We start from the raw sequence: 22867 nt of genomic DNA, 5'->3' as shown, positions 1-22867 counted from the left end.
GTGAACCGGTGACCGCGGACACTGCGACCTGGGCGCTGCTGCGCGACCTCGCCTGCGAGGCGATGGGCCGCGCCTATGCGCCCTACTCCGGCTACCCCGTGGGTGCCGCGGCACTGGTCGACGACGGCCGCACCGTCACCGGCTGCAACGTGGAGAACGCCGCGTACGGCGTGACCCTGTGCGCCGAGTGCGGCCTCGTCTCCGACCTGGTGCGCACCGGCGGCGGCCGCCTCATCGCGTTCACCTGCGTCGATGCCGCAGGTGAGCTCCTCACCCCGTGCGGGCGCTGCCGCCAGCTGCTGTGGGAGCACGGCGGAGCCGCCCTCGAGGTCAAGCTGACCGGCGGCGTCCGGACGATGTCCGAGCTGCTTCCCGAGGCGTTCGGGCCCGACCACCTGAGGCGAGCATGACTGAGCCCTCCGACATGACTGAGCCGTTCGACGCCGTCGACGTCATCCGGACCAAGCGCGACGCCGAGACCCTGACCGCCGAGCAGATCGCCTGGGTCGTCGACGCCTACACCCGCGGCGCCGTCGCGGAGGAGCAGATGAGCGCCCTCGCCATGGCGATCTACCTGCGGGGGATGGACCGTTCCGAGATCGCTCGTTGGACGGCGGCGATGATCGGATCCGGGGAGCGCATGGACTTCTCGTCGCTGTCCCGGCCGACGGCGGACAAGCATTCCACCGGCGGGGTGGGCGACAAGATCACCCTGCCCCTGGCACCGCTGGTCGCGGCCTTTGGCGTCGCCGTGCCCCAGCTCTCCGGTCGAGGGCTCGGGCACACCGGCGGCACCCTCGACAAGCTCGAGGCCATCCCCGGCTGGCGGGCCACGCTGTCGGGCTCGCAGATCCTCGGCCAGCTGGAAGAGGTCGGCGCCGTCATCTGTGCGGCGGGCGCCGGGCTCGCGCCCGCGGACAAGAAGCTCTACGCCCTGCGCGACATCACCGGCACGGTCGAGTCCGTCCCGCTGATCGCCTCCTCGATCATGAGCAAGAAGATCGCCGAGGGCACCGGCGCCCTGGTCCTGGACGTCAAGGTCGGCTCCGGGGCCTTCATGAAGGATCTCGCCTCCGCCCGCGAGCTCGCCCGCACCATGGTCGACCTCGGCACGGACGCCGGCGTGCGGACGACCGCGCTGCTCACCGACATGTCGACACCGCTGGGCCGCACGATCGGCAACGCGCTCGAGGTGCGCGAGTCCGTCGAGGTGCTCGCCGGTGGCGGCCCCCAGGACGTCGTCGAGCTGACCCTCGCGCTCGCCCGGGAGATGCTCGCCGCCGCTGGCAAGGACGACGTCGACCCCGCCGACGCCCTGACCGACGGCCGCGCGATGGACGTCTGGCGTCGCATGATCGCCGCGCAGGGCGGCGATCCGCACGCCCAGCTGCCGGTCGCGGAACACACCGAGACCGTCGTCGCCGAGGACGACGGCGTCGTCGCCGCTCTCGACGCGTACGCCGTCGGTGTGGCGTCCTGGCGGCTCGGCGCCGGGCGGGCCCGCAAGGAGGACCCCGTCCAGGCCGTCGCCGGTGTCGAGATCCACGCCAGAGCGGGGGAGCGGGTGCGGGCCGGCGAGCCGGTGCTCACCCTGCACACCGCGACTCCGGAACGGTTCGCCCGGGCGCGCGAGGTGCTGGCGGGCGCCGTCGCCGTCGCACCGGAGCCCGAACGGTCCGTCTCCCGGTCGGGAGGCGCCGTCGTCCTCGACAGGATCACGGCGCAGGAGTAGCAACCGGGCTCGGCGTCCGGCACGCTGGGCGACATGGACCTGTGGCGTCGACTCTCGCTCGGCGCCCTCGTCGCGCCCTTGGCTCGCCCTCTGGCCGGTGCCGGACCCGCCGAGGCGGAGGACGGGGAGGAGCCGGGGCCGGTGACCGCGGCGATGAGCCGCCGGCGCGCCGCCGGGCGGCACCGCGGCGCGCTCGGCACGGTCCCGCCGCAGCCGGTCGTCCTCGGCGGCGTGCGCGTGACGCAGACCGACGGGACGACGTGCGGCTCGACCGTGCTGCTCATGCTCGCGGCCACCGGCGATCCGGTGCTCGCCCGCTGGCTCGAGACAGGTGAGCTGGCCGAAGATCTGCCCGCCCACCGGATCCCTCCCGAGATCCCGCGCGCGCCCGGGCCCGGGCTCGACGTGGCGCGGCTCGCGTCGACGGCGGACCGCCTCACGGCCGCCCAGCAGCACATCCAGCGCCGGACGTCCGCCCGGGCGCTGCGCCTGCTGCCGTGGCCGCCGGCCCTCGGGACGCCGCCGTGGACGGCCGCCCGCGAGGCGCGCTTCCCGGGAGTGCGCTACCAGCACCTCCCGCTCGACGACGCCGCGGCGGCCACCGCGCCGCTGCTGGCCGCCGCGCACGAGGCCACGCTCGGTGGGACGCCGGTGCCGCTCTACGCGGGCGGCGACCTCGGCCGCGGTGTGACGACCGCCGTCCCGCGGCACGTCGTGCTCGCGGTCCCGCCCCCCGCGAGGGCGAAGAACCGGGGCTACGACGGCGCCGGGAACCCGGTGCTGCACCTGTACGAGCCCGCGGGCGGCGACGTGCACCAGGTCCCCGTCGCCGACCTGCTCGGACGCACCGCGCCGCACGCGGCGCTCGGTCACTGGACGCACGTGTGCTGGCTGCTGCTGCCGCGTACGAGCCGCCCCGACCTGCGGCGCTGGCCGCTTGCGTCCGCCCGCGGCGGGGGGCACGCTGATCGGGCTGGTCCAGAATCCAGTGCGAAGGAGGAGCCGTGAGTACCGATCGACCGGAACCCACCGCCATCGAGCTGGATCCCGACGTCGTGGGCGAGGAGCACCACGTGGACGGCGAGCCCGTTCCCGAGGAGTACGAGCCGGAGCCCGAGCTGGCCGTCGCCACGCGCGAGGCCGACGCGGCCGACGTCGCCGACCAGCTCGACGAGGTCCCCGACCTCGACGACGAGAGCGACGCCGACGACGAGTCCGGGTCGTACTGACGGGCCGGACCACCCACGCTGAGCGCTGACGATCCGGCCCACTGATGGTCGGACGTCAGCTCTGGGCCGATCCGTCAGCGCTCACCGTGAGACGTCAGTTACGCGGCCAGACCTCAGTCGGCGACCGGCATCCAGACGCGCATCGTCGACGGGCCGCGGTTCGCCCACGCGTGGTACGGCACCAGGGGGGCGAGACGCGTGTCGGACCGCGGCTCGGTCGCCGGCCGGTGGTCCTGGTACGGCCACGGCCGGCCCTCCGGCTCTGCGGCGGTTCCGGAGACGCGCACCGGCACGAGGACCTCGCCGTCCTGCTCCACCGGCTCCTCGTCCGTGACGACCTCGACCGTGTCGACGTCGGTACCCAGGTCGGCCGGGACCAGGTCGACCGATTCGAGGCAGTGCACGATCGGGCCGCGCTCGACGGCCACCTGCCCGCGCAGCGCGTCGACGGCGGGGCTCGGCCAGGTCCAGCGGGCCCGCACCGGGAGCTCGAGCTCCACGGTGTCGCCGCGGTGCCACGGCCCCTCGAGCTCGACGTAGCCCGGGCCGGCCTCCGTCACGGAGGCGCCGCGGCGGACCGTGGCGGAGTGCGCCCAGGCGGGCACCCGCAGCGACAGCGTCCACGGGTCGTCCGGGGTCTCGGTGATGGTGACGCCGACGGTGCCGTCCTCGGGGTACCGGGTGCTCACCTCGATGCCGACCGTGCCGACGTCGGGGACTGTGGTCTCGATGCGGGAGGCGACGTGCTGGTGCAGCTGGAGGCCGCCGTCGTCGACCGTGGCCACGTAGGCGCCGAGAGAGGCGAGCGTGCGGGCGACGTTCGTCGGGCAGCACGAGACGGCGAACCACGGGGCCCGCAGGCTGGAGGCCGCACGAGGGCTGGGACTGTCCTGCGCCGGCGTCGTGCCCGGCTCGCGTTGGTGCAGCGTGTTCGAGTAGAAGAACGCCTTGCCGTCCTGGGCGGGGGACGCGGCGACGACGTTGTAGAGCACCCGCTCGATGAGGTCCGCATGGGTCGGCGAACCGGTGCCGAGGAGCAGCCGCTGCGCCACCTGCAACGCTCCGACGCCGGCGCAGGTCTCGGAGTACGCGCGGTCGGACGGCAGCTCATGGTCCAGCCCGAACGCCTCGCCCTCGTGCCGCGAGCCCATGCCGCCGGTCAGATAGGTCCGGCTCGCCACGGTGCGGGCGAACTGGCGCTCCACGGCGCCGAGGAGTTCCCTGTCGTGCCGCTCCGTGGCCACGTCCACGGCCCCGGCCGAGAGGTACAGGGCCCGTACGGCGTGGCCGCGCAGCACCTCCGCGTCCCGGACCGGCACGTCGTCCTGGAAATAGTCCTGGCCGAGCTCGATCTCGCCCAGCAGGCCGTGCCCGCGCCGCTCGAGAAAGAGCGCCGCCTGGTCGAGGTAGCGTTGCTCGCCCGTCAGGCGGCCGAGCTCGGCGAGGGCGGTCTCGATCTCCGGGTGGCCGCCGACGGCCTCCTTCCCGCCCGGTCCGAAGACGTCGCAGACATGGTCGGCGGCCCGGACGGCCACGTCGACGAAGGTGTCCCGGCCATGGGTGCGGGCCCGCGCCACGGCGGCCTGGACGAGGTGACCGAAGCAGTAGAGCTCGTGCCCCCACTCGAAGTCGGAGTAGCGCGGCTGCTGCCCGGGCCGGCCGAACATGGTGTTCAGGTAGCCGTCGGGCTCCTGGACGGGGGCGATCCGGTCCGTGAGCGCGGCGAAGCGGCGCTCCAGATCGGCGTCGCCGGTTCGGCCGATCTCCCACGCCATCGCCTCCATGAGCTTGTAGACGTCGGAGTCCGAGAACTCGCGCCCACGGCGGTCCGCGGGCAGGCGCCCCGCACGGGCAGCGTCGAAGTTGCCGATCCAGCCGACCTGCTCCATCCACCGCTCGGCGTGGTCGATGATGACGTCGGCGTTCAGCTCCTGCATCCGTCCCCAGAACCCGCCGGAGATCCGCACGTCCTGGATGCCGACGGGTCGTAGCCGTCCGTGCGACGGCGCAACGGGACGGCCGTCGAGGGTGGCGCTGGCAGCGGTGTTCAACATGGAGTGGCTTCCTTTCGCGGAGCGGTTCACTTGACGGCGCCGACGGTGAGGCCGTCGCGCAGCAGCCGGTAGCTCACCGCGTAGATCAGCAGGACGGGGATGGAGGTGAGGACGGACAGGGCCATGAGCCCGGGCCAGTTGATGCCGAAGGCCGACACCTGCTGGGCCAGCAGCGCGCTCAACGGGTACTGGCCGGGCGAGAGGAAGAAGTTGACCGCGTAGAGGAACTCGCCCCAGGACAGCAGGAAGACCAGGGTGCCGGTGGTCGCGACGCCGTTGCGGGCCATCGGCAGGACGATCGACCAGAACGTGCGGCGCACCGGCGCGCCGTCGAGCGCGGCGGCCTCCTCCATCTCGATGGGCACCGCGCGGAAGAACGGCCGGAGCAGGATGACGGCGAACGGGGTCAGCAGCGCCGTGTCGGCGATGATCACGCCGACCGTCTGGTCCAGCAGGCCCCAGCTGCCGAAGACCTGGTACAAGGGGATGACGTTGGCCGTCTGGGGGAGCATCTGGAAGACGATCAGCAGGCCGAGCCCGATGGTGGTGATCCACCCGCTGATCCTGGCCAGGCCGTACCCCGCGGGGACGGCGATCGCCAGGGTGAACGCCGTCGTCCCGGCCGCGATGATGAGCGACTGGCCGAGGGCCGTGTAGAGCTGGCCGTTCAGCGCTTCGGCGTAGGCGGTGGTCACGGGGCTGAAAAGGAGGGCCGACTCTCCGAACACGTCCCCGGACGTCTTGAACGAGGTCAGCACGATCCACAGCATCGGCACGCCGTAGAGGAGCGTGAACAAGACTTTCAGGAGAACGTTGACGGGACCCGCGGAGCGGTTCACGAGGTCTCCTCCTTCCGGATGCTGCGGGCGTAGAGCACCGCCAGGACGAGGACGAACAGGACGGCCACCAGCGACGTCGCGGCACCGAGCCCGAAGTCGAACCGGCTGAACGCCTGGAGGTAGCCGAGGAACGGCAGCGTGTTCGTCGCGGACCCGGGTCCGCCGTAGGTCATGACGTAGATGAAGTCGAAGCCACGGAAGCCGTAGACGATCGTCAGCACCAGCAGCACCAGCATGGTGGGGCGCACCGAGGGCACCATGATGTGCCGGACCTCCTGCCAGCGGTTCGCGCCGTCGAGGGCAGCGGCCTCGAAGACCTCCGGGGAGATGTTCAGCAGCGCGGCGCGGAAGACCAGCGCGTTGAACGGGATGACCGCCCAGGAGGTGACGAAGGCGACGGAGGCCAGGGCCCAGTACTGGTCGTACAGGAACGGCAGGGCGTCGTCGGTCAGCCCGAGCCCGCGCGCGACGGTGTTCAGCAGGCCGTCATCGGCGTAGAGGAACTTCCAGACGCTGCCGTTGACCACGGGCGGCAGGGCCCAGGCGAAGACCATGACGGCCAGCAGCACCTGGGACCAGCGCCCTCGTGTCCGCAGGGCGATGGCGGCGGCCAGACCTCCGAGCATCCCGGCGGTCGTGACGATGAGGACGAAGACGGCCGTACGTGCGAGCGCGGCGCCGGTGGCACCGGAGGAGAAGCCCTCGACGAAGTTCTGCAGCCCGACGAAGGGCCACTCGGCGTTCAGCGTCCCGGAGGTCACGTCGCTCAGGCTCATCCGGGCCAGCTGGAACAACGGGTACAGCGAGAAGAGCGAGAGGAAGACGAGTGCGGGCGCGAGGAAGACGTAACGGCTCCTCGAGATGGAGCGGGCGCGTGTGGGTCCGCCCTTCCGTGCAGCGGCGGCGGCCGGCGTTGTCTGGGTTGTCATATGGGTCCTCGGTGCCGGCCCGGGGCCCTGCGGGTCCCCGGGCGGTGCGGGCTACGGCCGATGGGCGGCCCGGCCCGCAGCGCGGAGCTGCAGGCCGGGCCGCAGGGCGGGCTACTGGCCGATGAGGGACTCGAGCTCGGACGTCATCTGCCCGGCCAGGTCCTCCGGTGACCCCTGACCGCCGAGTGCCGAGCTCCACATCTGGCCCATGGACGTCTGGACGTCGGCGACGGCCTCCGGCGGGATGGCGTCGGGCGGGTAGATCGCGCCCATCTCGGAGATCGTGGTCGCGAACGGCGCGATCATCGGGTTCTCCGTCACCGCGGGGTCCTGTGCCGCGTCCTGCCGCGCGGGGATCGATCCCACCAGGTCGAGGGCGAGGAGCTGTCCCTCGACGGAGTAGTACGTCTCGGTCAGGTACTCCCACGCCAGCTCGGGGTCGTCCGCGGACGCGCCGATGCCGACGCCCTCGCCACCGAGGTAGACACCGCCGTCGTCACCGACGGGCAGCGGGACGACGCCGTACTCGAAGTCCGCGTCCGTCTCGGCCGCCGCGATCTGCCAGTTGCCGTTCGCGGCGAAGGCGATGCCGCCGCCGGTGAACTCCTGGAAGGGAACCGTCTGGTCCCACGTGGTGGCCTCTTGGGAGAGGTAGCCCTCCTCGACCCAGCCGCGCGCCATCGCCAGGCCGTCGGCCAGTGCGGCCTCGTCCAGGTTCTCGTAGCTCCAGCCCTGACTGGTCAGCCACGGGTACGCCTGCCACTCGCCCTGCGTGTTCGGCAACCCGGTGAGCGTGATGCCCTCGTGCCCCGCCTCCTTCGCGGCGGCCATCGCCGACTCGAGCTCCTCGACGGTCGTGGGTGGCTCGACCCCGATCTCGTCGAGGATGTCGGCGTTGTACCAGAGGCCGAGCAGGTTCACGTAGCCCTGCACGGCGTAGAGCTGGTCGTTGATGGTGTGCTTGACGGTGTCCGGGAACTGGCCGGAGTCCGCGAAGCTCGCCCACTGCTCGAGCGGGGCAAGTCCGCCGCCGAGCGCCAGGACCGCGGCCTCGGCGCCGTTGAAGACGACGACGTCCGGTCCGCTCCCGCTCCCGGCGGCCGAGATGACCTTCGAGTTCATCTGGTCGTAGGGGACGTAGACGTTCTCCACGGTGACGCCGTCGTGTGTCTCCTCGAACATGGAGGCGTACTCCTCCATGAGCTGGGTCTGGTTGTCCTGGCCGAAGTAGTGCCAGACCGTGACGGTGTTGTCGCCGCCGCCCGCGGCGTCGTCACCGCCACCCTGGCCTCCGCCGTCGCCGCCACCGCAGGCGGCCAGCGCCAGGGCCGTCGCGGCCGTGGCGCCGACGGTTGCCGCCCGGCGTGAGCGCTTGTGTCGATCGAAGTGCTGCATCGGAGCTCCTTCCGTCCGCCGCATCGCGGACGTCTCGTTGTCGATCCCAGATCACGAAACTGCGCGAAATCGCTTTCGACAGCGTAGGCATGCCGCTTCTCGTCGGTCAACAGCGGTAGAGTAAAGTGACGATTTCGAGATGTAGGGGGACCGGGTGGAGCTACGTGGGGCGGGCACGAAGAAAGCCGTGACGCTGCGTGACGTCGCGCAGCTCGCGGGCGTCTCGCTGTCCACGGCGTCCAAGGCGCTGAACGGCCGCACCGACGTGCACCCCGAGACGCGGCGCCGCGTGCTCGACACCGCGGAACGGCTCTCCTTCAAGGCCAACAGCAGCGCCCGTGCGCTGCACACCGGGCGTACGGGCACGCTCGGCCTCATCACGAACGACCTCGAGGGCCGGTTCTCGATCCCGATCCTCATGGGGGCCGAGGACGCCGCCGGCGCGGGTGAGATGTCGATCTTCCTGTGCGACGCCCGGGAGGACGCCATCCGGGAGTCCTACCACCTCCGGGCGTTGCTGAGCCGCCAGGTCGACGGCCTCATCATCGTCGGCAGCCGCACCGACCCCCGCCCCTCGTTGGGGCACGAGCTGCCGGTCCCCGTCGTCTACGCGTACGCGCCGTCGGACTCTCCCGAGGACCTGTCCGTCGTGCCGGACAACGTCGCCGGCGGCCGGGCGGCGGTCGAGCACCTGGTCTCGCTGGGACGCCGACGGATCGCCCACATCGCCGGCGACCGGTCATGGGTGGCGGCACGCGACCGGGTGGACGGCGTGCATGACTACCTGACGGAGCAGGGCCTCGAGCTGGCCGGCGGGCGCCCGCACTACGGGACCTGGTCCGAGGGCTGGGGGCGCGGTGCCGTCCGCGCGGTGATCGAGGCGACGCCCGACGTCGATGCGATCGTGTGCGGCAGCGACCAGATCGCCCGCGGGGTGCTCGAGGGGCTCAAGGGTCTCGGGCGCCGGGTGCCCGAGGACGTCGCGTTGGTCAGCTTCGACAACTGGGAGCCCTTTGCCCGCGGGTCCGTCCCGCAGCTGACGAGCGTCGACATGAACTTCGAGGCCATGGGCCGGCGCGCCGCGCAGAAGCTCTTCGCGGCGATGTCCGGCAAGGTCGAGCAGGGCGTCCTCACCCAGCCGTGCCGACTCGTGGTGCGCGGCTCCTCGATCCAGGGCGCCTGAGATGTCACCCGCTCGGTGAGATCTCACCCGCTCGCCGAGACGTCGCCCCCTCGGCGAGATGAACTGCACGACCAACACTCACAGTCACTCCAGTTCGAGGGCCTCGCTGACGTTCCGGCGCAGCGCCACCATCCGCGAGCCGGCCGCACGGCGAGCCGCGGGCACATCGGTCCCGGCCGGCTCGACGACCTCCAGGTAGCACTTGAGCTTCGGCTCGGTGCCGGACGGGCGCACGACCACGCGGTCGCCGGCCTCGGTCTCGAAGACCATGCCGTCCGTCGGTGGCAGCTCGTCCGTGCCGTGGGACAGGTCCGTCGTCGTCGCCACCGGTGAGCCGGCCAGGGTGGTCGGAGGATGCGCGCGCAGCCTGGCCATGGTGTCGGTGATGAGGCTCAGGTCCTCCACCCGGACGGAGATCTGCGCCGTCTCGTGGACACCGTGGTGCTGCGCGAGCTCGTCCAGGGCCCCGGGAACGGTCTGATCGCGGTCACGCAGCTGCGCGGCGAGGTAGGCGAGGCGCACCGCCGCAGAGATGCCGTCCTTGTCGCGCACAGCGCCGGGGTCGACGCAGTAGCCGATCGCCTCCTCGTACCCGAACACCAGGCCCTCGGTCCGGGCGATCCACTTGAAGCCGGTGAGGGTGGTGCGGTGCTCGAGGCCGTGCGAGCCGGCGATCCGGGCGAGCATCCGCGAGGAGACCACCGACGAGGCGAGCACCCCGCGACCGGTGAAGGCGGCGGCGGAAGCCGTCTGCTCGCCGAGCAGCGACCCGATCTCGTCACCGGTGAGCTGGCGCCAGCCGCCGTCGGCCGTGGGATCCGGGACGGCCGCGGAGCAGCGGTCCGCATCCGGGTCGTTGGCGATGACGAGGTCGGCGTCGACGGCGCGGGCGAGGCGGATCGCGTGGTCCAGCGCGCCCTCCTCCTCCGGGTTGGGGAAAGCGACGGTCGGGAAGTCGGGGTCGGGGCTCGCCTGGTCCGGCACCGGGTGGACATCGGTGAAGCCGGCGCGGCGCAGCGCCTCGAGCACCGTCTGGCCACCGACCCCGTGCAGGGACGTGTGCACGATGCGGATGCCGCGGGTGTGCCGGGGCGGGACGAGGGAGGCCACCCGCTGCAGGTAGGCCTCGCGGACCTCGCCGCCGAGGACCTCCCAGCCGTCCGACGTCGGGATCTCGACGGCGGGCGGCGCCGCGGCGATCCGCGCGGCGATCTCGGCGTCGTACGGCGGCACGATCTGCACGCCCTGCCCGGCCCCGGCGACCGCACGCCCGCCCAGGTAGACCTTGTAGCCGTTGTCCTGCGGAGGGTTGTGCGAGGCGGTGACCATGACGCCGGCGTCGGCGCCGAGGTGGCGCAGCGCGAAGGCGAGCAGGGGCGTCGGCCCCCTCTCGGGTAGCAAGGAGGCGCGTCCGCCGGCGGCGTCGACCACGGCGGCCGTGTCCCGGGCGAAGGCGGTCGAGCCGTAGCGGGCGTCGTAGCCGATCACGACCGTGAAGCCGGGCCCGACCACTTCGGCGAGGTAGTCGGACAGCCCTGCCGCGGTCCGCAGGACCACGGCCCGGTTCATCCGGTGCGGACCTGCTCCGAGCTCACCGCGCAGCCCGGCCGTGCCGAACTCCAGCTGCCCGGCGAACCGCGAGTCGAGGTCTTCCTGCGCGAGGGCGGCGTCCTCGTCCTCGGCGCCGGCACGCGCCAGCAGCTCAGAGAGCTCGGCGCGCGTGGTGCCGTCGGGGTCCGCCTCGATCCAGGCTCGGACCTCCTCTGCGCTGACGTGCAGCGGCCTCTGCATCAGTCTCCAGTCCTTCGTCTCAGATGCGGCCGACGACGTCCGCGAGCAGACGCGAGATGCGTGGCCCAGCCTCCGCGCCCGCGGCGATGACCTCGTCGTGGGAGAGCGGGACGGGGGAGATGCCGGCGGCGGGATTGGTGACGAGGGAGATGCCGAGCACCTCCAGGCCGGCGTGCCGGGCGGCGATGGCCTCGAGCGCCGTCGACATGCCGACGAGGTCACCACCGATCCGCCTGGCCATCTGGACCTCGGCCGGGGTCTCGTAGTGCGGGCCGGTGAACTGCACGTACACGCCCTCGGCGAGCGTGGGGTCGACCTCCCGCGCGAGGCCGCGCAGCCGCACGGAGTACAGGTCCGTCAGGTCCACGAAGGTGGCGCCCTCGAGCGGCGAGGCCCCGGTGAGGTTGATGTGGTCGTTGATGAGAACCGGCGTGCCGGCCACCCAGTCGGGGTCGAGCCCGCCGCAGCCGTTGGTGAGCACGATGGTGCTCGCGCCGGCCGCGGCCGCCATCCGGGCGCCGTGCGCGACGCGCCGCACGCCCTTGCCCTCGTAGTAGTGGGTGCGTGCCCCGAGCACCAAGGCGTGGCGCCTCGTGCCGGACGACTCGATCCGCACCGAGCGGATGGTGCCGCCGTGCCCGACGACGGCCGGTGCGCTGAACCCGGGCAGCTCGGCTGCCGGGATGTCGGCCACGGTCTCCCCGAGCAGGTCTGCCGCCCCGCCCCAGCCGGACCCGAGGACGAGTGCGACGTCGTGCCGGGCGACGCCGGTCCGCTCGGCGAGCACGTCCGCCGCCGCGCGGGCGACGGCGAACGGGTCGGTGGCGAGGTCGTCGAGGTCTGGTTCGAGGGTCACGAGGAGACGGTAACGCGGTCGACCGTGCGCCGGTGCCAGCTCGTGCCCCCGCCGAACAAGCCCTGGCGTCCCGTTCTGGGTCACCGAAGGGACGCCAGGGCTTGTTCGGCGAGTGCGGTCGCTCTGCACCGACGACCTCATCGGCAACGCTCTCACCTGCAGAGACGCCCGATGAACGTTTGACGAAGCGTCGGTGATCTTTCGATGGACACGGCCGATTTCGCCTGGCGGCGCTCTTAGTGTCATCTCGGACCGCCTCCCTTCGGCGGTCGCCCCAGGGGCAATCACGCCCCGGGCCGGGCCGCCACAGATCGGACACTCCTCCTCGATGAGCTCGCTCACCCACGCGGACGTCGTTGCGTACGACCAGCACCGTCGGCCCGCGCGACGGCGGAAGCTCCTGCGCAACATCGGGATCTTCGTGCTCCTTGCCGGACCGAACGTGGCGCTCCTGCTGATTTTCGTCTACCGGCCACTGCTGCTCAGCTTCTACTACTCGACTTTGCAGTGGAACCTCGGCTCGTCCGCCGCCCGCTTCGTCGGCCTGCGCAACTACGCCCAGTGGTTCACCGACCCGCAGACACCCACGGTGCTCGGCACGACGGCGGTCTTCGCCGTCGCCACCGTCGGCGGCTCGCTCGTCATCGGGCTGGCGCTGGCGCTCGCGCTGAACCGCAAGCTCTTCGGCCGCGGGATCGTCCGGACCGTCTCGTTCGCGCCGTACGTGCTGTCCGGCATCGCCGTCGGCATGCTGTGGCTGTACATCTTCGACCCGCGCTACGGCCTGCTCGCGACGGTGCTCGGCTGGCTCGGTCTCGACTCGCCCGAGTGGTACACCCAGTCACCCTGGGCGTTGCTGATGATCATCATCGTCTATCTCTGGAAGCACATCGGCTACGTCGCGCTGATCTATCTCGCCGGCCTGCAGGCCGTGCCGCAGGACCTGCGCGACGCCGCCGCGCTCGACGGCGCCACCTGGTGGCGCACCTTCCGCTCCATCATCTTGCCGCTGCTCGGCCCCGTGACGTTCTTCCTCCTCATCACCACGATGCTCAGCTCCCTGCAGTCCTTCGACCTCATCCGCGCGATGACCGACGGCGGACCGCTGGGCTCGACGACCACGCTGATGTACCAGATCTACCTCGAGGGTTTCCAGACCGGACGGGCGGGCTACGCCTCCGCCAGCGCCACGATTCTGTTCGCCTTCCTCCTGGTGATCACGGGTGTGCAGCTGAAGTACATGGAGAAGCGGGTGCACTACTCATGACGACCACCGCGACCAAGCCCGTCGAGGCCCCGGGCACGGGTACCGCGCCGCCCGCACCGCAGCGTCCGCCGGTCCGCGGGCGCCGCCGTCGCCGGCCCGCCTCCGTCGCGCTCGACGGCGGGCTGTACGTGGCGCTGGTCCTCGCGATCCTCGTGATGGCCGTGCCGCTCATCTGGATGTTCCTGGCGAGCTTCAAGACCAACGCCGAGATGGTCAGCCTCCCGCTGCAGTGGCTGCCGGACGCCTTCGCCCCGGCCAACTACGAGCAGGTGGCCACATCCATCCCGATCGGGCGGATGTTCCTGAACAGCCTCGCCCTCACGCTGCTCGGGGCGGGGCTGAAGGTCTTCCTCGGGCTGTGCTGCGCCTACGCCGTCGTCTTCATCGACGTCCCGTTCCGCAACGCGGCGTTCATCGTCGTCATCTTCGCCCTGCTCATCCCCGGGCAGATCACGATCATCCCGAACTACACCCTCATCGCCTCGCTCGACTGGCTCAACACCTACCAGGGCATCCTCGTGCCCGGGCTGGCCAGCGCCTTCGGGACCTTCTTGTTCCGGCAGCACTTCCTCTCCCTGCCGATCTCCGTGCTCGAGGCCGCCCAGCTCGACGGCGCGGGGCACTGGCGGCGCCTCTGGAGGTTCGTGGTGCCGATGTCGATGCCGACGATCGCAGCGGTCACCCTCATCTCACTCGTCAACGAGTGGAACGACTACCTGTGGCCGATGCTCGTCACGGACAACACCGAAACGATGACCCTGCCGGTCGGGCTGACGCTCCTGCAGGACATCGACGGCATGCAGAACTGGGGCGTCCTCATGGCCGCGACGGTCCTCGTGACGCTGCCGATGCTGGTCTTCTTCCTGATCCTGCAGCGCCGGCTCGTCGCCGGCCTGACCGCCGGTGCGGTGACCGGCTGAGAACGGGCGCCCGCCGCGCCCGCTCCCTCCCGTCCGATGCCTTCCTACCCCCACCGACCACCCGACCCGACCCACCTGACCACCAGACGTGAAACCAAGGAGACTTCCATGAGCTCGACCATTCGCCGCGTCCCCGGCGCCGCGCTGCGCCTGCCGTCGCGCCGCAACGTGCTCGCCCTCGGCGGCATCGGCATCGCCGGCGGCCTGATCGCCGCGTGCGGCGGGCCGGCTCTCGGCGGTGCCGACGCCCCGGAGGAGCCGGCCGCGAGCACCGACTGGTCCGGTGTGGAGCCCGCCACGGAGATCACCTTCTGGTCCAACCACCCCGGGAACACCAAGGAGCTGGAGGAGGAGTACATCGCGGCCTTCGAGGAGGAGCACGGGATCTCCGTCCGGCTCGTGACCGCAGGCGCGAACTACGACGAGGTCGCCCAGCGCTTCCAGGCGGCCGCAGGCACCGACGAGATCCCCGAGCTCGTCATCGCCTCGGACGTGTGGTGGTTCCGCTACATGGTCAACGGCCAGATCATCCCGGTCGACGACGTCTTCTCCCACCTCGAGGTCGACACCGCGGACTACGTCGAGACGCTCTACAGCGACTACGTATACTCCGGGCAGCACTTCGCGGCCCCGTACGCACGTTCGACGCCGCTGTTCTACTACAACAAGGACCTGTGGTCCCAGGCCGGCCTCCCCGACCGCGGTCCGCAGACCTGGGAGGAGCTGCAGGAGTGGTCGACGGCGTTGCGTGACGTGGTCCCGGCCGACGGCGCGCCGCTGGGCAACGGCATCGGCCCGTCGTGGTCGGCCTGGTGGTTCTCCAACATCATCTGGGGCCAGGGCGGTGCGATGAGCGAGGAGTGGGACGTCACGCTCGACACCCCCGAGGCACTCACGGCCGGCAACTTCGTCCGGGACATGTACAACGGCGAGAACGCCTTCGCCTCCTTCGGCTCCGACACCAACGCCGACTTCGCCGGTGGGCTCTACGCCTCGATGATCGCCTCCACCGGTTCCCTCGCGGGTCTGCTCGAGGCGGCACCGTTCGAGCTGGGGACGGCGTACCTCCCGGACGGGCCGGTGTCCGGGCCGAACGTGCCCACCGGCGGCACCGGCGTCGCCGTCGCCGCCGACAAGACGCCGGAGCAGCAGCTCGCGGCCGCGATGTTCCTGAAGTTCCTCACCGCGACCGACAACACGGCCCGGTTCTCTCAGACCACGGGCTACATGCCGGTGCGCACCTCCGCCATCGAGGGCGACATCATGAGCGCCCTGTACGAGGAGACACCCCAGTTCCTCACCTCCGTGAACCAGCTGCAGGAGAAGACCCGCACCCAGGACTACGTCCGCGTCTTCACCCCCGGAGGCGACCAGATCCTCACCGACGGGCTCGAGCGGATCGTGCTCAACGGCGATTCCGCCGAGGACGTGTTCCCGAACGTCACCAGCGAGCTGGAGCGTGCGTACGCGGACAACGTGGAGCCCTACCTGTGACCGGCCGCCCGCTCGTCATCGCCCACCGGGGCAGCTCGGCGATCGCACCGGAGAACACCATGCCGGCCCTGGTCGCTGCCGCGCTCGCGGGCGCGGACATGATCGAGATCGACGTGCAGATCTCGGCCGACGGCGGCGGCGTGGTGGTCCACGACGACACGGTCGACCGGACCACTGACGGCTCCGGCCGCGTGGCCGATCTGGGCTCCGACGAGGTCCGCCACCTCGACGCCGGCTCGTGGTTCGAGCCGGTCTACGCCCGTACGACCATGCCGCTGTTCGGTGAGGTCGTCGAGCTCCTGGTCCGGTACCCGAACCTCGAGCTGTTGCTCGAGCTCAAGGGCGCCTGGCCGGCCGAGCCGGCCCGCGCGCTGCTCGCGACGATCCGCGACGCCGGGATCGGGGGCCGCGTGCTCGCCCAGAGTGCGTCCGTGGACACCATGGCCACGGTCCGTGAGCTGGCGCCGGAGCTGCGCAGGGGGCTGCTCGTCAGCCGGTTCACGGCCGAGATGCTCGACGTGTGCACCGAGCTCGGCGTGACCGCCTGCAACCCGCACGGCCGCCTCCTCGTCGACCACCCCGAGCTCGTGGACACCCTGCACGGTTGGGACATGCAGGTCATGGTCTGGACCCTGAATGAGGCGGCCCACTGGGCCGCGGCGACGGTGGCCGGCGTCGACGGGATCATCACCGACCGGCCCGACCGGCTGCTGGGCTGGCTCGATGCTCAGGAGCTACCGCCTCCGGCATGATTTTGGGCATGACCGAGCAGGTGGCCGACGCCGTGGCCGCGGTCGTGGTCCCCGGGCTGCTGTGAGCCGGCGCCCGCCGGGTCGCGGCGGCATCCCGAGGACATCTTCGGCACAATGCCTTGGGTGAGCAGCGATCCCACTTCCGCCCCACCGACCGCCGAGCACACGACCGGCGTACCCGAGGAGGCGCGCCGCGACCACGCTGCCGGCGCCTCCCCGGTACGTGAGGGATTCCGTGTCGTCATCCTCGGGGGCGGGCCCGGCGGCTACGAGGCCGCACTCGTGGCACGACAGCTGGGTGCGCGCGTCCACGTCGTCGAGCGGCAGGGGATGGGCGGCTCGGCCGTGCTGACCGACGTCGTGCCCTCCAAGACCCTCATCGCCACGGCCGAGTGGTTGACCGTCACCGAGCAGGCGCCCGAGCTGGGCATCAGGTCCGACGGCGGTCCGGACGGCGACCCCGGCACGCTGGACGCCGACATGGCCGTCGTCGACGACAGGGTCGTGCGCCTGGCCAAGGCGCAGTCCCAGGAGATCCACGGGCGCCTGGAGCGCGAGGGCATCAAGATCGTCGACGGTACCGGCCACGTCGAGCCGGACATCAGCCGCGTGGGCACCCGCCGCGTCCGGGTCACCACCGCTGCGGGGGAGGAGATGACGCTCGACGCCGAGATCATCCTCGTCGCCAGCGGTGCCACGCCGCGCGTCCTGCCGACGGCGGAGCCGGACGGCGAGCGGATCCTCACCTGGGCGCAGATGTACAACCTCACCGATCTTCCCGAGCACCTCGTCGTGGTCGGCTCCGGCGTAACCGGGGCGGAGTTCGCGGGCGCCTACAACGCGCTCGGCGCCAAGGTCACGCTCGTCTCCTCCCGGGACCGCGTGCTGCCGGGGGAGGACGAGGACGCCGCCGAGCTCATCGAAGGCGTGTTCCGCCGTCGTGGGATGACCGTCCTCTCGCGCTCCCGCGCGGCCGCCGTCCGCCGCACCGAGGACGGTGTCGACGTCGAGCTCACCGACGGCCGGATCGTCAGCGCCTCGCACTGCCTGGTCGCGGTCGGCGGCGTGCCGTCGACCTCCGGGATGGGCCTCGAGGAGGCCGGCGTCGAGCTCTCCGAGTCCGGTCACATCCAGGTCGACCGGGTCTCGCGCACCCGTGCGTTCCGCATCTATGCCGCCGGGGACTGCACCGGCGTCCTGCCGCTCGCGTCCGTTGCCGCCATGCAGGGCCGGATCGCCATGTGGCACGCCCTCGGCGACGCCGTCGCCCCCCTCGACCTCAGCGCCGTCACCGCCAACATCTTCACCGCGCCGGAGATCGCCACCGTCGGCGTCGCCCAGCAGCAGATCGACTCCGGCGAGATCGACGGCCACGTCACCCATCTACCGATCGCCCGGAACGCGCGCGCGAAGATGCTCGGCATCACCGAGGGCTTCGTGAAGATGTTCTCCGATCGGGCCACCGGCGCCGTCGTCGGCGGCGTCATCGTCGCGCCGCGGGCCAGCGAGCTGATCTACCCGATCGCGATCGCCGTGACACAGCGGCTCACCGTGGACCAGGTCGCAAACGTATTCACCATCTACCCCTCGCTCACAGGGTCGATCTCCGAGGCGGCACGGACGCTGCACCGCGCCTGAGGCAGCGACCTCAGCACGGTCGTGGCCGCTAGGGTCGGGGCATGCCCGCGCACTCTCGAGCCGCCGTCCTGCCCGAGCTGACCGGAGACGTCGTCGACCTCACCGCCGCCGTCTGCGACATCCCGTCCGTCTCCGGCGACGAGACCCGGCTCGCCGACGCCGTCGAGGCCGCGCTGAAGCCGCTGGGACACCTGGAGGTGCTCCGGGACGGCGACTCGCTCGTCGCCCGCACCAACCTCGGGCGCGATCACCGGGTCGTCATCGCGGGACACATCGACACCGTGCCCATCAAGACCAACGTGCCCACCTGGCGGGAGACCGCCCTCGACGGCACCGAAGAGCTCTGGGGCCGCGGCACCGTCGACATGAAGGGCGGCGTCGCCGTCGCCCTGCACCTCGCGGCCGTGCTCACCGAGCCGCGGTGGGACATCACCTGGGTCTTCTACGACCACGAAGAGGTCGCCGCGGACGACAACGGCCTCCGCCGCCTCGTGGCCAACCACCCCGACTGGGTGAGCGGCGACCTGGCCGTCCTCGGCGAGCCCACCGCCGGCGGCATCGAGGGCGGCTGCAACGGCACGCTCCGGGCGGAGATCGCCACCACCGGCCGCACCGCCCACTCGGCGCGTGCGTGGCGCGGGGTCAACGCGATCCACGCGGCCGGCGAGATCCTCGACCGGCTCCGCGCCTACACGCCCCGCGAGGTCGACGTCGACGGCCTGGTCTACCGCGAGGGGATGAGCGCCGTCGGCGTCACCGGCGGCATCGCCTCGAACATGATCCCCGACCGCTGCGTGGTGACCGTCAACTACCGGTTCGCACCGTCGCTGGACCCGGCCGGCGCCGAGGCCCACGTCCGTGAGCTCTTCGACGGTTTCGACATCGAGATCACCGACCTCGCCGGCGGAGCCCGGCCGGGTCTCGACGACCCGCTCGTGCAGAGCTTCGTCGAGTCCGTCACCGGTGTCACCGGCGGCGCCCCGGGGCCGAAGTACGGCTGGACCGACGTGGCGCGGTTCGCCGAGCTCGGCATCCCCGCGGTCAACTTCGGCCCCGGTGACCCGATGCTCGCCCACGCTGACGACGAGCGCTGCGCCGTCGAGGAGATCCGCTCCTGCGCGCGGGCCCTGCACACCTGGCTCGCCTGAGACCGGCGGGCAGCCGGGGGCGACACCCCGCCGGACCGCACCACCTCCGGCGCCGAGAGACAATGGCGCCATGAACCGTGAGGTCCGCAGCAACCGCGACAGTGACGGCAGCCGCATCTACAGCCGGGGGCCGGTGCTCCTGCGCCGGGGCCGTATCCCGCGCGAGACGACCGACGCGAGGCTGCTGGCTCCCGAGCAGGACATCGACTGGCTCCACCAGGACCCGTGGCGGGTGATGCGCATCCAGGCGGAGTTCGTCGAGGGCTTCGGCGCGCTGGCCGACCTGGGCCCGGCGATCTCGGTGTTCGGCTCCGCCCGGATCAGGAAGGACGACCCCGAGTACGCCCTCGCGGAGGACGTCGCCCGTCGGTTGGTCGACGCCGGCTTCGCCGTCGTCACCGGCGGCGGTCCCGGCGCCATGGAGGCCGCCAACAAGGGTGCGGTGGAGGCCCAGGGCGTCTCTGTGGGCTTGGGCATCGAGCTGCCCTTCGAGCAGGGCATGAACAAGTGGGTCGATCTCGGCATCAACTTCCGGTACTTCTTCGCCCGGAAGACGATGTTCCTGAAGTACACGCAGGGTTTCGTCGTCCTTCCCGGCGGGTTCGGCACCATGGACGAGCTCTTCGAGGCCCTGACCCTCGTCCAGACCCAGAAGGTGTCGTCCTTCCCGATCGTGCTGGTCGGCTCCGACTACTGGGGCGGCCTCGTCGACTGGCTCCGCGGCACCATGCTCGAGCGGGGGACCATCTCGGAGCCCGACCTCGGCCTGCTGCCCGTCGTGGACACCGCCGAGGAGGCGGTCAACGCCGTCGTGCACGGCATGGAGGAGCTGTTCAGGGAAGCAGAGGCGCAGGCTGCTGCGGCAGACGACGCGGGGGGCGCCCCCGAGTGAACTAGACTTGCCCCAGCGATCACCCCGCCAGGGCGGGGAGCTCCACCCGCGGGGGTGGTCGAGGATCCATGGAGAAGAGGGGTACACCACATGGCCGCGATGAAGCCGAGGACCGGAGACGGGCCGCTCGAGGTCACCAAGGAGGGGCGCGGCATCGTGATGCGGGTTCCGCTCGAGGGCGGTGGTCGGCTCGTCGTCGAGCTCACTCCCACCGAGGCCGGTGAGCTCAGCGAGGCGCTGAACGCGGTCGCTGGCTGACCCCAACCGAACCATCGACGGCCGGCCGGCCTGATGCCTGCCGGCCGTCGCCATGTCCATTGTGTGGAGAAGGCTGTGCCGCACCCCGAGAACCCGCCCGCCATCACCCTCCCGGAGACCCACCTGCTCGACGAGCCGGTGCTGCCGCTCGAGTGCCGCGCCGAGTGGCTGGACCGGGAACCGGCGGTGCTGGCCGTGCCGGTCCACCCGCCGGTGGAGGAGGCGGAACGGGCGCGGCTGGGTGGCGAGGGCTCCGACGTCGCCGCCCGGTACGGCGTCGACCTGCTCGCCGAGGCCGAACGTGACCTGCCCGGCAACGCCGGCTCGGCCGGGTGGACCGCCGTCGTCCGGCTGCCACGGGCGTTGCCCGGGACGCCCGCGTTGCCGTGGGAAGGGCTGCCCGGCACCATCGTGCTCGTCGGCATCGGCGACGGCGGAGCCGCCGCGGCGCGCGAGGCCGGCCTGGCCCTCGGCCGGGCGGCCGCCGGCACGGGCGAGGTGGCGCTGACCATCGGCGACGAGCTGGACGCACAGACCCTGCGCGCCCTCGTGGAGGGCTTCCTGCTCTCGGCGTACCGGATGCCCCGGACCGGCCGGACACCCGCGAAGGCACCGCCGGCGCCCGAGGCGCTGGTCCTCGTCGGCCGGGTCGAGGGCGCCCCGCAGGCCCTGGCGGAGGCCCGCGCCGGCGCCCGCGCCACCTGGCTGACCCGGCTGCTTTCCGCGACGCCGTCGAGCACCAAGAACCCGGACTGGATCGCCCGGCAGGCCACCGCCCTCGTGACGGACGCGCCGATGACCGGCGGGACCCTCGGCGTGGAGGTCCACGACGAGCAGTGGCTCGCCCGGCAGGGCATGGACGCCATCCTCGCCGTCGGCGGCGGTTCGGCCACCGCGCCGCGGCTCGTGGTCGTCACCTGGCGGCCCGACGAGGCCGTGCGCTCCGTGGCGCTCGTCGGTAAGGGGATCACGTTCGACACCGGCGGCATCTCGCTCAAGCCGCGAGAGTCGATGGTGCCGATGAAGACCGACATGGCCGGCTCCGCCACCGTGCTGGCCACCGCCCTGGCCGCGGCCGAGCTCGGCCTACCCGTGCAGGTCACCGCCGTGCTGCCGCTCGCCGAGAACGCGATGAGCGGCAGCTCCTACCGACCGGGCGACGTGGTGACGACCTACGACGGCACCACCGTTGAGATCTCCAACACCGACGCCGAGGGACGCATGGTCCTCGCCGACGCCCTCGGCTGGACCGTCGCGACTCTCGCCCCGGACGACGTCGTCGACGTCGCCACCCTCACCGGCGCGGCCACGCTGGGTCTCGGGCGCTCGCACGCCGCCCTGTACGCCGCCGAGGAGGACCTCGCCGAGGCGCTCACGCGCGCGGGCGAGGAGACCGGGGAAGGGCTCTGGCGGATGCCGTTGGTCGAGGAGTACCGGCCGGCGCTCGACTCCGCCGTCGCCGACGTCGGGCACGCCGTGCGCGAGACCCACGTCGGCGGAGGATCGATCACGGCGGCCCTGTTCCTGCAGCGATTCACCGGCGATGCGCGGTGGGCACACCTGGACATCGCCGGAGCCGGACGCTCCGGCAAGGCCGACAGCGAGTTGCCGGCGAACGCGCCGACCGGCTACGGCGCGCGGCTGCTGCTGCGCTGGCTGGAGTCCCTCTCCGGCTGATCGGGCGACTCCCGAGCCCGCACCTGTCGAAGGTTGCGCGGCCCGTCAGCGGCGGACGGCAAGGAGCAGGCCGTCACCGCTGGGCAGCAGAGCGCTGACCATGCGGTCGTCGTCGCGGATCTGCTTGCCGAGCTCACGGACCGCGACCGTCGCGTCGTCCCGCCGGGCGGGGTCGGCCACCCGGTCGTGCCACAGGGCGGCGTTGACGGCAAGCACGCCGCCCTGGCGCAGCAGCCGGATCGCCTGGGAGACCTCGTCGACCGCCTCGGAGGGGTCGCCGTCGAGCAGCACCATGTCGTAGACGCCGTCGGCCAGGCGGGGGAGCACGTCGTTCCCGCGCCCACCGATGAGGCGAGCGCGGGCCGGCTTCAGCCCGGCGGCGGCGAAACCCTCCCGGGCCGCGCGATGGTGCTCGGGCTCGACGTCGATTGTCGTGAGGACACCGTCGGGCGCCATCCCACCGAGAAGCCACAGGCCGGAGACGCCCGTGCCCGTCCCCACCTCGGCGACCGCACGTGCGTGGGCTGCGGACGCGACGACGCGCAGCGCCGCACCCACACCGGGAGTGACCGGCGTGACGCCGAGCTCCTCGGCCCGGGCACGTGCCTCGGCCGTGGCGTCGTCCTCGGTGACGAACTCTTCGGTGTAGGCCCAGGACTGGGCCTTGTCGGCGCTGATGGTGACCTCCTGGGGTGATTCCCACGGCTGCTTGCGCTGATCGTACCGGTGGCCCGCTCGCCGGCCGCCCACCGGCCGCGCAGCGGACGCTCGGGAGGCCGCTGCGGCGGAAGAACGGTGGCCCAGGAGGTACCC

The 22867-nt window shown here is 72.0% G+C and carries 21 protein-coding genes; 14 read left to right on the top strand and 7 right to left on the bottom strand.

What is annotated here, in order from left to right; translation table 11 throughout:
• Window positions 1–8 precede the first annotated feature (8 nt).
• The 4 genes from ABD907_RS02785 to ABD907_RS02770 are packed head-to-tail and all read left to right on the top strand — an operon-like array spanning window position 9 to window position 2961.
• Complete coding sequence (locus tag ABD907_RS02785) at window positions 9–410, top strand: cytidine deaminase (RefSeq protein ID WP_425555666.1); 402 nt, start codon at window positions 9–11, stop codon at window positions 408–410.
• Between the two features lie 14 nt (window positions 411–424).
• Complete coding sequence (locus ABD907_RS02780) at window positions 425–1732, top strand: thymidine phosphorylase (RefSeq protein ID WP_345215416.1); 1308 nt, start codon at window positions 425–427, stop codon at window positions 1730–1732.
• 33 nt (window positions 1733–1765) lie between these two features.
• Window positions 1766–2740 (top strand): hypothetical protein, encoded by a 975-nt coding sequence (locus ABD907_RS02775; RefSeq protein WP_345214960.1) that lies wholly within the window; start codon window positions 1766–1768, stop codon window positions 2738–2740.
• On the top strand, window positions 2737–2961 hold the full coding sequence (locus tag ABD907_RS02770) for a hypothetical protein (RefSeq protein ID WP_345214959.1): 225 nt from the start codon (window positions 2737–2739) through the stop codon (window positions 2959–2961). The genes ABD907_RS02775 and ABD907_RS02770 overlap by 4 nt, the downstream gene beginning before the upstream one ends.
• Window positions 2962–3074: 113 nt before the next feature.
• Here the strand turns inward: ABD907_RS02770 and ABD907_RS02765 are convergent, their stop codons facing one another.
• From ABD907_RS02765 to ABD907_RS02750, 4 genes are all read right to left on the bottom strand, one after another.
• Entirely contained in the window at window positions 3075–5015 is a 1941-nt protein-coding gene (locus tag ABD907_RS02765; RefSeq protein ID WP_345214958.1) for a glycoside hydrolase family 127 protein, read from the bottom strand.
• A 26-nt stretch (window positions 5016–5041) separates the two neighbouring features.
• Complete coding sequence (locus ABD907_RS02760; protein WP_345214957.1) at window positions 5042–5854, bottom strand: carbohydrate ABC transporter permease; 813 nt, start codon at window positions 5852–5854, stop codon at window positions 5042–5044.
• Entirely contained in the window at window positions 5851–6783 is a 933-nt protein-coding gene (locus ABD907_RS02755) for a carbohydrate ABC transporter permease (protein WP_345214956.1), read from the bottom strand. Before ABD907_RS02755 ends, ABD907_RS02760 begins: the two co-directional genes overlap by 4 nt.
• A gap of 111 nt (window positions 6784–6894) precedes the next feature.
• The gene (locus ABD907_RS02750; protein ID WP_345214955.1) at window positions 6895–8178 is read right to left on the bottom strand and encodes a sugar ABC transporter substrate-binding protein; all 1284 of its coding nucleotides are present in this window, start codon (window positions 8176–8178) and stop codon (window positions 6895–6897) included.
• A 187-nt stretch (window positions 8179–8365) separates the two neighbouring features.
• Between ABD907_RS02750 and ABD907_RS02745 the strand changes: the two genes are divergently transcribed.
• On the top strand, window positions 8366–9361 hold the full coding sequence (locus ABD907_RS02745; protein ID WP_345214954.1) for a LacI family DNA-binding transcriptional regulator: 996 nt from the start codon (window positions 8366–8368) through the stop codon (window positions 9359–9361).
• A gap of 84 nt (window positions 9362–9445) precedes the next feature.
• Here ABD907_RS02745 and ABD907_RS02740 read toward each other — a convergent pair whose 3' ends face one another.
• On the bottom strand, window positions 9446–11152 hold the full coding sequence (locus tag ABD907_RS02740) for a phospho-sugar mutase (protein WP_345214953.1): 1707 nt from the start codon (window positions 11150–11152) through the stop codon (window positions 9446–9448).
• Between the two features lie 19 nt (window positions 11153–11171).
• Window positions 11172–12008, bottom strand: a complete 837-nt coding sequence (locus ABD907_RS02735) for a purine-nucleoside phosphorylase (RefSeq protein ID WP_345214952.1) — start codon at window positions 12006–12008, stop codon at window positions 11172–11174.
• A 328-nt stretch (window positions 12009–12336) separates the two neighbouring features.
• Between ABD907_RS02735 and ABD907_RS02730 the strand changes: the two genes are divergently transcribed.
• The 9 genes from ABD907_RS02730 (at window position 12337) to ABD907_RS02690 (ending at window position 22054) form a co-directional block, all read left to right on the top strand.
• Window positions 12337–13275 carry a carbohydrate ABC transporter permease gene (locus tag ABD907_RS02730; RefSeq protein WP_345214951.1) on the top strand — a complete coding sequence of 313 codons (939 nt, stop codon included), beginning with the start codon at window positions 12337–12339 and terminating at the stop codon, window positions 13273–13275.
• Complete coding sequence (locus tag ABD907_RS02725) at window positions 13272–14195, top strand: carbohydrate ABC transporter permease (RefSeq protein ID WP_345214950.1); 924 nt, start codon at window positions 13272–13274, stop codon at window positions 14193–14195. The genes ABD907_RS02730 and ABD907_RS02725 overlap by 4 nt, the downstream gene beginning before the upstream one ends.
• Before the next feature lie 108 nt (window positions 14196–14303).
• Window positions 14304–15689, top strand: coding sequence for an ABC transporter substrate-binding protein (locus ABD907_RS02720; protein WP_345214949.1), 1386 nt, complete (start codon window positions 14304–14306; stop codon window positions 15687–15689).
• Window positions 15686–16441, top strand: coding sequence for a glycerophosphodiester phosphodiesterase (locus ABD907_RS02715; RefSeq protein WP_345214948.1), 756 nt, complete (start codon window positions 15686–15688; stop codon window positions 16439–16441). The genes ABD907_RS02720 and ABD907_RS02715 overlap by 4 nt, the downstream gene beginning before the upstream one ends.
• Window positions 16442–16564: 123 nt before the next feature.
• The gene (locus ABD907_RS02710; protein WP_425555664.1) at window positions 16565–18079 is read left to right on the top strand and encodes an NAD(P)H-quinone dehydrogenase; all 1515 of its coding nucleotides are present in this window, start codon (window positions 16565–16567) and stop codon (window positions 18077–18079) included.
• Window positions 18080–18120: 41 nt separating this feature from the next.
• On the top strand, window positions 18121–19227 hold the full coding sequence (gene dapE, locus ABD907_RS02705) for a succinyl-diaminopimelate desuccinylase (protein ID WP_345214947.1): 1107 nt from the start codon (window positions 18121–18123) through the stop codon (window positions 19225–19227).
• A gap of 70 nt (window positions 19228–19297) precedes the next feature.
• The gene (locus tag ABD907_RS02700; RefSeq protein ID WP_345214946.1) at window positions 19298–20119 is read left to right on the top strand and encodes an LOG family protein; all 822 of its coding nucleotides are present in this window, start codon (window positions 19298–19300) and stop codon (window positions 20117–20119) included.
• A 90-nt stretch (window positions 20120–20209) separates the two neighbouring features.
• Window positions 20210–20377, top strand: coding sequence for a DUF3117 domain-containing protein (locus tag ABD907_RS02695; protein WP_345214945.1), 168 nt, complete (start codon window positions 20210–20212; stop codon window positions 20375–20377).
• 75 nt (window positions 20378–20452) lie between these two features.
• Window positions 20453–22054, top strand: a complete 1602-nt coding sequence (locus ABD907_RS02690) for a leucyl aminopeptidase family protein (protein ID WP_345214944.1) — start codon at window positions 20453–20455, stop codon at window positions 22052–22054.
• A gap of 45 nt (window positions 22055–22099) precedes the next feature.
• Here the strand turns inward: ABD907_RS02690 and ABD907_RS02685 are convergent, their stop codons facing one another.
• The gene (locus ABD907_RS02685; protein ID WP_345215414.1) at window positions 22100–22732 is read right to left on the bottom strand and encodes an O-methyltransferase; all 633 of its coding nucleotides are present in this window, start codon (window positions 22730–22732) and stop codon (window positions 22100–22102) included.
• Window positions 22733–22867: the final 135 nt, after the last annotated feature.

The sequence above is a fragment of the Georgenia halophila genome (assembly GCF_039541595.1).
Note: the sequence above shows the minus strand (reverse complement) of the source record. Positions and strands in the feature narration are given on the sequence as shown.